We start from the raw sequence: 12,420 nt of genomic DNA, 5'->3' as shown, positions 1-12,420 counted from the left end.
AATCTGTCAGATCGGCATCAGGGCCCAGTAGTCCAGATCCAAAAGAACGTCCGGCAGGTATTTTCCGTCATTGTTTTTCAACCCAAACGGTTCACCCCCCTTGGTCGCCACCAGTCGCAGACGGATGGCACCAATGCCGGGCGTGCCGGTTTCAGCCTTGTCCAGAACCTCGCTCCACGCCTTGATCGTGTCGCCGGCAAAGCACGGATTGGCGTGGGCACCACCGTTCAGGCCGACGATCATCTGCGCGTTTGCCAGCCCGTTGAACGACAGCGCACGTGCCATCGAGATGACGTGGCCGCCATAGATCAGACGTCCTTCGGGTCGGAAGGTCAGATCGAAATGAACCTTGGCGGTGTTCTGCCACAGGCGAGTGGCCAGCATATGCTCGGCCTCTTCCACGGTCACGCCATCGACGTGATCGATGGTTTCGCCTGTTTTATACGCATCCCGGCGGTGGGATTCGCCGGATTGTACAAAGTCATATTTCGAGAAATCGAGGCCCTGCGGCACCACCAGATCTTGCGGGTCCAGCACTTTTTTCAGATCCGGAACAACCGTTTCCGGCGCAGGGGCATCGGGGTTCGCTTTGCGCACCATGACCCAGCGGACATACTCGATCACAACTTCGTCGCGCTGGTTCAGCCCGCGGGTACGCACCCAAACCACACCGGTCTTGCCGTTCGAGTTCTGCTTGAGCCCGATCACCTCGGATTCCGACCGAAGCGTATCGCCGGGATAGACCGGTTGCAGCCAGCGGCCCTCGGCATAGCCTAGATTGGCCACCGCGTTCAGCGAGATGTCGGGGACCGTTTTGCCGAACACGACGTGAAAGGCGGCCAGATCGTCAATCGGACTTTGCGGCAGGCCGCAATTCCGGGCAAATTCATCCGAGGAGTAAAGCGCGTGCCGCGCGGGATAAAGCGCGTGATACAGTGCACGCTCGCCGGTCGTGACGGTGCGGGGCACCGCGTGATGCAGAACCTGCCCGACCGAATAATCCTCGAAGAAATTACCCGGATTTGTCTTTGCCATTATTGCTGTCCCAGTTTCATGTCAGGTGAATAGTCGGCCGCAACCTCCTTGGTCACGGCCTGCGCGCAGCGCATGACGTTGCCGGCCGGATCGAATGCATAGGACGGCGATCCGTGCAATTCCCACCCTTTGGCCAGCGCGTCCGAAACCTTGTGGCAGAAGGCTGACGTGTCTTCCTCGGTCAGGAGACGGTAGAGCAATGCCATATTGTCAGCTCCTTACGAGGGGAAAGGTGAGGGGCCGACCAGCCCGTGGATGTAACCGATGACGCCCAGCAGAACAATCGAGGCCACAAAGAACATCGCGTCCTTGCCATAAGTGCCGGGTTCGCCGGGCGTCCATTCAGGCTCGGACCGGTTGATCACGATCACCTCGACTACAGCCCAGGCCAGAAGCCCGCCGAACAGGATGATCGACGCCAGATCACCGTTTACCAGCAGGTGCGCGAAGGCCCATGTCTTGAACCCGGCCAGCATGGGGTGGCGCATGCCGTTGAGCAGCTTTCCCTTGGTTCCTGCGGGGCTCATCATGAAAATCGCGATCAGGACCAACAGGTTGTTGATGTGGATCATGAAGGTCGGCGGCGACCACACATGGATGAAATCGGTCATGCGGTAGCCGAAAATCATCAGCAGGACCGACACCAGCAGCGCCAATGCCACCGCGCCCTTGCCCTTTTCGCCCATGGCGGCGCGCTGTTCCGGACGGACGCGTTTGAACAGATGCGCCGCCCACCAAAGCGCCACACCAAGAATCAGAAGAAGAAAACCCATTGCCGGCTACCCCGCTTGCAAAGCCAATATTGCCTCTGCTTTTGCCAGAATTTCTCGTGCGGTTACAACGTGAAGGTTTTCAACAATCTTCCCATCGACGACAGCAACCCCCTGACCCTGGGCCTCGACCTCTTCAAACGCGGTGATCTGACGACGGGCCAGATCGATCTCGGCGTCCGATGGCGCGTAGGCCGCATTGGTGACGTCGACCTGCGCCGGATGGATCAGCGTCTTGCCGTCAAAGCCCATGTCGCGACCCTGCGCGCATTCGGCGGCCAACCCGTCATTGTCCTTGAAGGCGTTGTAGACGCCGTCGACGATAATGAGGCCCTCGGCCTTGGCGGCCAGCAGGCACAGGCCCAATGAGGTCATCAGAGGCAGGCGGTCCGGGCGGAACCGGGTTTGCAGTTCCTTGGCCAGATCGTTGGTTCCCATGACAAATCCGGCCATCAGGGGATGCGCCGCGATTTCAGCCGCGTTCAGCATGCCGCGCGGGGTTTCCATCATCGCCCAGATTGGCAGATCGCCGGTGATGGCCGCCAGCGCGTCCACATCTGCGGCAGAGTTGACCTTGGGCAGCAGCACGACGTCTGCGTCCATGTCGCGCACGGCCTCGGCATCGGCGCGGCCCCATTCGGTGTCCAGACCGTTGATTCGCACGATCCGGACCCTGTTGCCGTAACCGCCTTGGGCCAGAGCACCTTTCAGCGTTTCGCGCGCATTGTCCTTTTCGTCTGCTGCAACCGCATCCTCCAGATCGAAAATAATCGCATCCACAGGCAGAGTGCGCGCCTTGTCCAGCGCCCGTTCTTTCGAACCGGGGATATAAAGAACGGAACGATAGGGACGCTGGCGCGGGTCCATCTGTCTTCTCCCAAAGAAATAATGTTGCGCGGAATGGGGCATTTTTTACCGGAAAGTTCAAGGCAAAAATCGCCGCAGCGCAGCATCGGCACGCAACGCTCGGCGGTTTAACCGGATTTCACGCCTCTGCCGTCAGCCTTTGAGGTCTTTCAGCAAAGAGGTCGGATATGAGGATGACGGTTCTGAGGATGACATTGGGTCTGATGATCATGGTCGCCGCCGCGCAGCAGGTCTTTGCCCGGCCGGGCACCTGCGCCCCGCGTCCGGACGTAACCGAGCGGTTGGCGGCCACATTCGGCGAAACGCGAAAAGGCATCGGAATTGCCCGCCAAGGCGCGGTGATGGAGATCTACGCGTCGGACGAAACCGGCAGTTGGACCATCATTGTCACCTTGCCTGACGGCATGGCGTGCATGGTGGCGGCGGGTCAATCCTATGAGGCGCTGGCGGATGCGCTGCCGCCAAAAGGTGACAAGATCTGACCCGTCAGGTTAGTGCATCCCAGATCAGCTTGGTTCCGGTCAGGGTCAGCAGGACGTAGGCGATGCCAAAGAACAGGCGCTCGGACATCATCCAGTGCGCCCGGACGCCCAGCCAGGCGCCAAGAATGGCGAAGGGTGCCAGCAGAAGGTCCGCCAGCGCGGTATGCCAGGTGAACAGGCCGAGAAAAGCATAGGGGACGAACTTGGCGACGTTGATCACCCAGAACACCAGAACGGTCGAGGCCTGAAACTCGGTCTTCGACAGGCGCTGTGACAGAAGATAGACGGCGGCGGGCGGGCCGCCGGCGTGGCTGACAAAGCTGGTGAAGCCTGCGACCAGACCGGCTGTCAGACCTGCCGTAGGCGGCAGCCGGTTGGCAAAGCCGCGCATCCAGCCCCGGGTTTGCGCGACGTGCCAGATCACGAACCCGACGGAGATCCCGCCGATCAGTAGCCGCAGCAGGTCGTCATCGGTGGCGCGATAGAGCCATGCGCCCAGCGCCACGCCCGGCACGCCACCCAGGATCAACAGGCGCGAATCCGGCCAGCTCCAGCGTTTCCAGTAGGGCCCCAGGGTGGCCACATCGATCACCATCAGGATCGGCAGCATCAGGGCAAGCGCCTGCCCCGGCTCGAGGATCAGCGCCAGAATCGACGAGGACGCAAAAGCCACGCCCGAGCCGAAACCGCCCTTGGAAATCCCCGCAAATATCACCGCCGGGATCGCCACGGCAAAAAACATCAGGTTCAGATCGAACATGCGGGCGGCCCCGATTTGGCATATTTCCCAGCCGGTTTAGCGCAAACTGATTGCCCGGCGCAAACGGTATGCGGTCGCATGCCGCGCTGCGCGGCCCTTGCGCGAAACCCATTTAAGGACTAGCAAAACCGCGATTTCAAAACCGACCGGAGATATTCCAAATGGCCAGACCCAAGATTGCGCTGATCGGCGCGGGGAACATCGGCGGCACGCTCGCGCACCTTGCAGCTGTCAAGGAACTGGGTGACGTTGTCCTGTTTGACATTGCTGACGGGCTGCCGCAGGGCAAAGCGCTCGACATTGCCGAGTCCGGCCCGTCCGAGGGCTTTGACGCGGCCATGTCCGGCACCAGCGACTATGCGGATATCGCAGGCGCGGATGTCTGCATCGTCACCGCAGGCGTGGCCCGCAAGCCGGGGATGAGCCGCGATGACCTTCTGGGCATCAACCTCAAAGTCATGAAGTCGGTCGGCGAAGGTATTGCCGCGCACGCACCCGACGCATTCGTGATCTGCATCACAAACCCGCTGGACGCGATGGTCTGGGCCCTCCGCGAGTTCTCGGGTCTGCCGCACAACAAGGTCTGCGGTATGGCGGGCGTTCTGGATTCGGCGCGCTTTGCGCATTTCCTGTCGGAAGAGTTCAACGTCTCGATGCGCGACGTCACAGCCTTCGTTCTGGGCGGCCACGGCGACACCATGGTGCCGTCGGTCCGTTATTCGACCGTCGCCGGCATCCCGCTGCCCGATCTGGTCGAGATGGGCTGGACCACGCAGGAGAAACTGGACGCCATCGTGCAGCGCACCCGTGACGGCGGTGCCGAAATCGTTGGCCTGCTGAAAACTGGTTCGGCTTATTACGCGCCCGCCACCTCGGCGATCGAAATGGCCGAGGCCTATCTGAAAGACCAAAAGCGCGTTCTGCCTTGCGCGGCCTATTGCAACGGAGAGTTCGGCGTCGATGGGATGTATGTTGGTGTGCCGACCGTTATCGGTGCCGGCGGCATCGAGCGGATCGTCGACATCAAACTGAACGAAGACGAGCAGGCGGGGTTCGACAACTCGGTCAACGCCGTCAAAGGTCTGATCGAAGCCTGCAAGGGCATCGACGGCTCGCTGAGCTAATCTCACGCCTGCACTAAAGCTGAGCCGGTCCGTTTCGGGCCGGCTCTTTTTTCATACTATCCGGACGACGACGGATTTCAGGACAAAACCCAATCGGCAGTGTTGGCGCAAACGTCGCAAATGCCTTTTTTGAATATGTTTTCCAGAGCGGTCAAAGAACTTTCGAATCAATAACGACGGCGGTTGAATTTTGTGATCACACGATAAAACGCTGTGATCACAAATCCGAAAAATCTTCGCTAATTTCCCCACCCCCATCAAAAAACCCTTTAAACTTGTCCCTTAGACCCCCCTATAACGGTTTAATCGTAGTCAGACGGGACAGTTTCGATGAACATTCACGAATATCAGGCCAAGGCTCTTCTTCGCAGCTATGGCGCTCCGGTCTCCGAGGGTCGCGCGGTTCTGCGCGCCGAGGAAGCCAAAACCGCAGCCGGTGAACTGGATGGACCGCTTTGGGTCGTCAAAGCACAGATCCATGCGGGTGGGCGCGGCAAGGGCTCCTTCAAGGAAGCCGATGCCGGTGAAAAGGGCGGCGTCCGTCTGACCAAGTCGGTTGAGGAAGCCGCCGATGAAGCCAAGAAGATGCTGGGCCGCACACTGGTGACCCATCAGACCGGCCCGGCTGGCAAGCAGGTCAACCGCATCTATATCGAAGCCGGTTCGGGCATCGAGCGTGAACTGTATCTGGCCCTGCTGGTGGACCGCCAGTCCAGCCGCATCTCGTTCGTATGCTCGACCGAAGGCGGCATGGACATCGAGGAAGTGGCCGCAGCCACGCCCGAGAAGATCCTGTCGTTCTCAGTAGACCCCGCGACCGGCTATCAGGCCTATCACGGCCGCCGCATCGCATTCTCGCTGGGTCTGGAAGGCGCGCAGGTCAAGCAATGCGTCAAGCTGATGAACCAGCTCTATAACGCCTTCGTCGAGAAGGACATGGAGATGCTGGAGATCAATCCGCTGATCATCTCGGACAAGGGCGACCTCAAGGTGCTGGACGCCAAGGTCGGCTTTGACGGCAACGCGATCTACCGCCACCCCGATATCGCCGAACTGCGCGACACGACTGAGGAAGATCCCAAGGAACTGGAAGCGTCAAAATACGACCTGAACTACATCGCGCTGGACGGTGAGATCGGCTGCATGGTCAACGGCGCGGGTCTGGCGATGGCGACGATGGATATCATCAAGCTCTATGGGGCCGAGCCTGCCAACTTCCTGGACGTTGGCGGCGGTGCGACCAAAGAGAAAGTAACCGAAGCGTTCAAGATCATCACCAGCGATCCGAACGTCAAAGGCATTCTGGTCAACATCTTCGGCGGCATCATGCGTTGTGACGTAATTGCCGAGGGCGTTGTCGCGGCTGTGAAAGAAGTCGGCCTGAAAGTACCGCTGGTCGTGCGCCTGGAGGGCACGAATGTCGAAAAGGGCAAAGAGATCATCAACACCTCCGGCCTGGACGTGATTGCGGCAGACAACCTGAAAGACGGTGCCGAGAAGATCGTGAAGGCGGTCAAGGGGTAAGCTCGGGTAGCTGGTTCAACTGCAGGGGCTGATAGGACATCCGGGATGCGCAGCGGTCTGAGAAACGCGTTTGAAACCTTGAGCTGGGCGCGGCGCCATAAAGGGCCGCGCTCGGGTCAGGGCTCGACGCTTGAGGCGACTGCTCCGCTGCGCGCGGCACTGCCCGGTATCTTTGAGAGGTATCGCGTCCGGACATTTCTTGATGCGCCCTGTGGGGACTGGACATGGATGCAGCATGTGGATCTGACGGGCATCGACTATACCGGCGGGGATATCTCGCTTGAGGTGGTTGACGCGGTCAAAGCCCGGCACGAGGCACCGGGTCGTTCCTTCATGCATCTGGACATCACGTCCGATCCGTTGCCCCGGGTCGACCTGATGAAGTGCCGGGATTGCCTGTTTCACCTGAAATGGTGGCTGCGCTGGGCCTTCTTCGAAAATTTCGTGCGAAGCGGGACACCCTACCTGTTGACCACAATGCATTACGTTCCCGTCAATAAAAGGCTGAGAGCCAATGCTGGCTTTCAAAGGTTCAGCCCCTGCGCCGCGCCATTTAATTTCGACGACCCCATTGAGACCATTTCGGAAACAGGCGAGATCAACCTGGACCCCGAGTATCTGCAAAGCCCGGCGGGGCGGAACCAGCGGTCATTGGGGATTTGGTTACGCGAACAGGTCATCGCCGCCCTCGAGCGGCACAGAGGTGCGTCATGAAAGGCGCTGAAACCCTATCATGATCCGTTGGGCATTCATATCGCTTTTGACGCTGGCGCAACCGGTTCTGGCGCAGCAGGGCGTAACGCTGCGTGATGCGGCGCAGGCCAATGTCACCGGCCTGACCTATTGGTGCGTCGAGGTGATGTTCCGTCGGGCGCAGGCCGCACAGGCCTTTCCGGCGGCGGGGTTCACCTATCGCAAGGTCGATCGCGGCGTGAACGAATACGGCATTCATCGGGGCAGCAGCCACTATTTCGACGCACCCGCAAACACGGCGCATGCCGAGGTGGACGATACCAGCCGTCCCGCCGGTCTTTGCACTGTGTACACAACCCATCTGAATCAGGCGGACATGGCGGCGATCGTGGGCCGAACGCTTTACCAGTATTTTCCGACGACTGAGCAGTTCAGCTCGACAAGCTGGCATATCTCATTGGACGGCGGCTTGCCGTTGATCATCGAACTCTCAACCATCCAGAACAACCACAGATATGAAACTCCGGGCACTGTGCGCGTCTCTATGACCTATCCCGGCTAGCAGGAACAAAGGAAAGTAAATGGCAGTCCTCATCGACGAAAACACCAAGGTCATCTGTCAGGGCTTCACCGGCTCGCAGGGCACATTCCACTCTGAGCAGGCCATCGCCTATGGCACCAAGATGGTCGGCGGTGTAACCCCGGGCAAAGGTGGCATGACCCATCTTGACCTGCCCGTGTTCAACTCGGTCCACGAGGCCAAGCATGTGACCGAAGCCAACGCCAGCGTGATCTACGTTCCTCCGCCGTTTGCAGCCGACTCGATCCTCGAAGCGATTGATGCCGAGATGGAAGTGATCGTCTGCATCACCGAAGGCATCCCGGTTCTGGACATGATGAAGGTGAAGCGCGCGCTGGAAGGCTCAAGCTCGCGCCTGATCGGCCCGAACTGCCCCGGTGTCATCACGCCCGACGCCTGCAAGATCGGCATCATGCCCGGTCACATCCACAAGCGCGGCTCGGTCGGCGTTGTGTCGCGCTCGGGCACCCTGACCTATGAGGCGGTCAAGCAGACCACCGATGTGGGTCTGGGCCAGTCCACCTGCGTGGGCATCGGCGGCGACCCGATCAAAGGCACCGAGCATATCGACGTGCTGGAATGGTTCCTGGCCGATGACGAGACCGAGTCGATCATCATGATCGGTGAAATCGGTGGTTCCGCCGAGGAAGAAGCCGCGCAGTTCCTGGCAGACGAGGCCAAGAAGGGCCGCAAAAAGCCAACCGCCGGTTTCATCGCGGGCCGCACAGCCCCTCCGGGCCGTCGCATGGGCCACGCGGGCGCGATCGTCGCCGGTGGCAAAGGCGGTGCCGAGGACAAGATCGAAGCCATGCGCTCGGCCGGTATTGTCGTGGCCGAAAGCCCGGCACAGCTGGGTGAGGCTGTGCTGGAAGCGATTGGGTAAGTGACCAAGGACCGGGCATATGCTCTGAGTGCAGAGCCTGGAAAAAGGGTGGGCGAAAAACGTCCGCCCTATGTCCCTATCTTTTTACCGCGTAAATTGGCTACTTGGGCAATTCCATTCGTCGCGATATTGGCTGCAACATTCGCTCAATCCAAGGCTGCGTCCGCTGCCGATGGTCGGTTCGTAACGCGATGGTCGGTAAGCCCATGACCTTCTCTGACGCCATCCGCACCTGTTTCTCAAAGTTCTTCACCTTCTCGGGCCGTGCCTCGCGGCCCGAATACTGGTTCTTTTTCCTGTTCATCGTGATCTGGAACATCATTGCCGGTATCATCGACTGGCAGTTCTTCACTCAGGTCGCGGTCAGTGAAAGCGATGAGGTCAAGTCCGTCGCCGCCACGTCCCGGCAACCTGTGCAGAGCATTGTCGGCCTGATCGTATTCTTTCCGCATCTGGCCGTGGCCTTCCGCCGGATGCACGACACCGGGCGGAGCGGGATTTATGCCCTGCTGCCGATCCTGCTGATTGTGGGCGCGTTTGCGGTTCTGATCTTTGGCATCGGCCTCGCCAGCCAGTTCCACGGTGGTACGATGGATATTCTGCTGACACGTGCCACGCTGCTGATCGTCATTCCGACACTGCTTGTTCTGTTTGTGTCGCCCCTTCTGGTGCTGTGGTGGCTGACCCGCCCCAGCCAGCCAGGCACCAACCAATACGGTCCCAACCCATATGAGGTAGCCCAATGACCGAACATTCGCCCAACTCAGCCTTTCATGCCTCGAGCTTCATGCAAGGGCATAATGCCGAATATCTGGAGCAGCTTTACGCCCAGTACACCAAGAACCCCGGTGCGGTGGATGCCGCCTGGGCCGAGTTCTTCAAAGCCATGGGCGACGACGCGCCGGATGTGCAGAAAGAAGCGGAAGGGCCATCCTGGGCACGCACGGACTGGCCGCCGGTGCCGGCGGATGACCTGACGGGTGCGCTGACCGGCGAATGGGCCGAGATCGACGCCAAGGCGGCAGGCAAGAAGATCAAGGACAAGGCTGCGGCCAAGGGTGTCGAGGTCAGCGACGATCAGATCAAGCGCGCGGTGCTGGACAGCCTGCGGGCCCTGATGCTGATCCGGGCCTATCGTATCCGGGGCCACCTGGCCGCCGATCTGGACCCGCTTGGCATGCGCGCCGCCAGCAACCACCCCGAGCTGGACCCAAGGACCTACGGCTTTACTGATGCCGACATGGACCGACCGATCTTCATCGACAACGTTCTGGGCCTGCAGATGGCCAGCATGCGTCAGATCGTCGAGATCGTGAAGCGGACCTATTGCGGCACCTTCGCGCTGCAATACATGCATATCTCTGACCCGGAAGAGGCCGCATGGCTGAAAGAACGGATTGAGGGATACGGCAAGGAGATCGCCTTCACCAAGGAAGGCCGCAAGGCGATCCTGAACAAGATGGTCGAGGCAGAAGGGTTCGAAAAGTTCCTGCACGTCAAATACATGGGCACCAAACGGTTCGGTCTGGACGGCGGGGAGGCGCTGATCCCCGCGATGGAACAGATCATCAAGCGCGGCGGCGCGCTGGGTCTGAGCGATATCGTGATCGGGATGCCGCACCGGGGCCGTCTGAACATTCTGGCCAACGTGATGGGCAAGCCCTATCGCGCCATCTTCAACGAGTTCCAGGGCGGCAGTTTCAAGCCCGAGGACGTGGACGGTTCGGGCGACGTGAAATACCACCTCGGCGCGTCCAGCGACCGCGAGTTCGATGGCAACTCGGTGCACCTGTCGCTGACCGCCAACCCATCGCACCTTGAGGCGGTGAACCCGGTGGTTCTGGGCAAGGTCCGCGCCAAGCAGGATCAGTTGAACGACACCGACCGCACTAAGGTGATGGCCATTCTGCTGCACGGTGATGCGGCCTTTGCCGGTCAGGGTGTCGTGGCCGAAGGGTTCGGTCTGTCGGGTCTGCGCGGGCACAAGACCGGCGGCACCATGCACATCGTCGTGAACAACCAGATCGGTTTCACGACCGCGCCGCACTTCTCGCGCTCCAGCCCCTATCCCACCGATATCGCGCTGATGGTCGAGGCACCGATCTTCCACGTGAATGGCGACGACCCCGAGGCCGTGGTACATGCCGCCAAGGTGGCAACCGAGTTCCGTCAGAAGTTCCACAAGGACGTGGTCATCGACATCTTCTGCTATCGCCGGTTCGGGCACAACGAGGGCGACGAGCCCATGTTCACCAACCCGATCATGTACAAGAAGATCAAGACGCATAAGACCACGCTGTCGCTTTATACCGAGCGGCTGGTCAAGGACGGCCTGATCCCCGAGGGCGAGATTGAGGACATGAAGGCGGCCTTCCAGGCGCATCTGAACAACGAGTTCGAAGCCGGAAAGGACTATAAACCCAACAAGGCCGACTGGCTGGACGGGCGCTGGTCCCATCTGGACAAGAACAAAGAAGAATACATGCGCGGCGAGACGGCCATCACACCCGAAACGCTGAGCGAAATCGGAGGTGCGCTGACCCGTGCGCCCGAGGGCTTTGCCCTGCACAAAACCGTGGGTCGTCTGCTGGATCACAAGAAACAGATGTTCGAGTCGGGTCAGGGGTTCGACTGGGCCACGGGCGAGGCGCTGGCCTTCGGGTCGTTGCTGACCGAGGGCTACCCGGTGCGACTGGCAGGTCAGGACGCGACGCGCGGCACGTTCAGCCAGCGCCACTCGGGTTTCGTCCACCAGGAAACCGAAGAGCGTTATTACCCGCTGAACCATATTCGCGCGGGCCAGTCGCAATATGACGTGATTGACTCGATGCTGTCCGAATACGCGGTTCTGGGTTTCGAATACGGTTATTCGCTGGCGGAACCCAACGCACTGGTTCTTTGGGAGGCGCAGTTTGGTGACTTTGCCAACGGTGCGCAGATCATGTTCGACCAGTTCATCAGCTCGGGCGAAAGCAAATGGCTGCGAATGTCCGGTCTGGTCACGCTGCTGCCGCATGGGTTCGAAGGTCAGGGACCTGAACACAGCTCGGCCCGTCTGGAGCGGTTCTTGCAGATGTGCGGTCAGGACAACTGGATCGTGGCCAACTGTACGACGCCTGCGAACTACTTCCACATCCTGCGCCGTCAATTGCACCGGACGTTCCGCAAGCCGCTGATCCTGGTGACGCCAAAATCGCTGCTGCGCCACAAGCTGGCGGTCAGCACGTCCGAGGACTTCACCACCGGATCAAGCTTCCACCGGGTGCTGTGGGACGACGCGCAGAAGGGTAATTCGGACACCAAGCTGGTTGCCGATGACAAGATCAAACGCGTCGTCATGTGTTCCGGCAAGGTCTATTTCGACCTGCTGGAGGAACGCGACGCGCGCGGCATCGATGACGTCTACCTGATGCGGATCGAGCAGTATTACCCGTTCCCGGCGCATTCGCTGATCAACGAGCTTGAGCGCTTCAAGGGTGCCGAAATGGTCTGGTGTCAGGAAGAACCCAAGAACCAGGGCGCCTGGTCCTTTATCGAGCCCAATATCGAATGGGTGCTGACCCGTATCGGCGCAAAACATACTCGCCCGGTCTATGCCGGTCGCGCTACCTCGGCCTCGCCCGCGACGGGTCTGGCCAGCCAACACAAAGCCCAACAAGAGGCGCTCGTGAACGAAGCGCTGAGCATTGAAGGAAAGTAAGC

Annotated in this window: 13 protein-coding genes; 8 read left to right on the top strand and 5 right to left on the bottom strand. The window is 60.1% G+C overall.

Annotated elements, in window-relative coordinates:
• Nucleotides 1-6: 6 nt before the first annotated feature.
• The 4 genes from ACR0CG_RS03670 to ACR0CG_RS03655 are packed head-to-tail and all read right to left on the bottom strand — an operon-like array spanning nucleotide 7 to nucleotide 2,672.
• Nucleotides 7-1,035: a MaoC family dehydratase gene (locus tag ACR0CG_RS03670; protein ID WP_480522885.1), complete on the bottom strand. Its 1,029-nt coding sequence runs from the start codon at nucleotides 1,033-1,035 to the stop codon at nucleotides 7-9.
• Nucleotides 1,035-1,241: a DUF1737 domain-containing protein gene (locus tag ACR0CG_RS03665; RefSeq protein ID WP_170679708.1), complete on the bottom strand. Its 207-nt coding sequence runs from the start codon at nucleotides 1,239-1,241 to the stop codon at nucleotides 1,035-1,037. Before ACR0CG_RS03665 ends, ACR0CG_RS03670 begins: the two co-directional genes overlap by 1 nt.
• A 12-nt stretch (nucleotides 1,242-1,253) precedes the next feature.
• Nucleotides 1,254-1,808: an NnrU family protein gene (locus ACR0CG_RS03660; RefSeq protein ID WP_321249260.1), complete on the bottom strand. Its 555-nt coding sequence runs from the start codon at nucleotides 1,806-1,808 to the stop codon at nucleotides 1,254-1,256.
• Nucleotides 1,809-1,814: 6 nt separating this feature from the next.
• Complete coding sequence (locus ACR0CG_RS03655) at nucleotides 1,815-2,672, bottom strand: HpcH/HpaI aldolase/citrate lyase family protein (RefSeq protein WP_170679705.1); 858 nt, start codon at nucleotides 2,670-2,672, stop codon at nucleotides 1,815-1,817.
• A gap of 167 nt (nucleotides 2,673-2,839) precedes the next feature.
• Here ACR0CG_RS03655 and ACR0CG_RS03650 point away from each other — a divergent pair, with 167 nt between their 5' ends.
• Nucleotides 2,840-3,154: a hypothetical protein gene (locus ACR0CG_RS03650; protein ID WP_480522884.1), complete on the top strand. Its 315-nt coding sequence runs from the start codon at nucleotides 2,840-2,842 to the stop codon at nucleotides 3,152-3,154.
• A 4-nt stretch (nucleotides 3,155-3,158) separates the two neighbouring features.
• Here ACR0CG_RS03650 and ACR0CG_RS03645 read toward each other — a convergent pair whose 3' ends face one another.
• On the bottom strand, nucleotides 3,159-3,914 hold the full coding sequence (locus tag ACR0CG_RS03645) for a sulfite exporter TauE/SafE family protein (protein WP_480522883.1): 756 nt from the start codon (nucleotides 3,912-3,914) through the stop codon (nucleotides 3,159-3,161).
• A gap of 161 nt (nucleotides 3,915-4,075) precedes the next feature.
• On the opposite strand from ACR0CG_RS03645, the gene mdh reads away from it, so the two are divergent.
• The 7 genes from mdh (at nucleotide 4,076) to ACR0CG_RS03610 (ending at nucleotide 12,418) form a co-directional block, all read left to right on the top strand.
• Nucleotides 4,076-5,038: a malate dehydrogenase gene (mdh, locus tag ACR0CG_RS03640; RefSeq protein WP_170614403.1), complete on the top strand. Its 963-nt coding sequence runs from the start codon at nucleotides 4,076-4,078 to the stop codon at nucleotides 5,036-5,038.
• A gap of 330 nt (nucleotides 5,039-5,368) precedes the next feature.
• On the top strand, nucleotides 5,369-6,562 hold the full coding sequence (gene sucC / locus ACR0CG_RS03635; protein WP_480522882.1) for an ADP-forming succinate--CoA ligase subunit beta: 1,194 nt from the start codon (nucleotides 5,369-5,371) through the stop codon (nucleotides 6,560-6,562).
• Nucleotides 6,563-6,607: 45 nt separating this feature from the next.
• Complete coding sequence (locus ACR0CG_RS03630) at nucleotides 6,608-7,276, top strand: hypothetical protein (protein WP_480522881.1); 669 nt, start codon at nucleotides 6,608-6,610, stop codon at nucleotides 7,274-7,276.
• Nucleotides 7,277-7,295: 19 nt separating this feature from the next.
• On the top strand, nucleotides 7,296-7,817 hold the full coding sequence (locus ACR0CG_RS03625; protein ID WP_480522880.1) for a hypothetical protein: 522 nt from the start codon (nucleotides 7,296-7,298) through the stop codon (nucleotides 7,815-7,817).
• A gap of 19 nt (nucleotides 7,818-7,836) precedes the next feature.
• Nucleotides 7,837-8,718 carry a succinate--CoA ligase subunit alpha gene (gene sucD, locus ACR0CG_RS03620; protein WP_170350627.1) on the top strand — a complete coding sequence of 294 codons (882 nt, stop codon included), beginning with the start codon at nucleotides 7,837-7,839 and terminating at the stop codon, nucleotides 8,716-8,718.
• Nucleotides 8,719-8,924: 206 nt separating this feature from the next.
• Nucleotides 8,925-9,464 carry a DUF805 domain-containing protein gene (locus tag ACR0CG_RS03615; protein ID WP_480522879.1) on the top strand — a complete coding sequence of 180 codons (540 nt, stop codon included), beginning with the start codon at nucleotides 8,925-8,927 and terminating at the stop codon, nucleotides 9,462-9,464.
• Nucleotides 9,461-12,418 (top strand): 2-oxoglutarate dehydrogenase E1 component, encoded by a 2,958-nt coding sequence (locus ACR0CG_RS03610; protein ID WP_480522878.1) that lies wholly within the window; start codon nucleotides 9,461-9,463, stop codon nucleotides 12,416-12,418. Before ACR0CG_RS03615 ends, ACR0CG_RS03610 begins: the two co-directional genes overlap by 4 nt.
• Nucleotides 12,419-12,420 lie beyond the last annotated feature (2 nt).

The organism is Ruegeria sp. AB8, from assembly GCF_056542605.1.
Note: the sequence above shows the minus strand (reverse complement) of the source record. Positions and strands in the feature narration are given on the sequence as shown.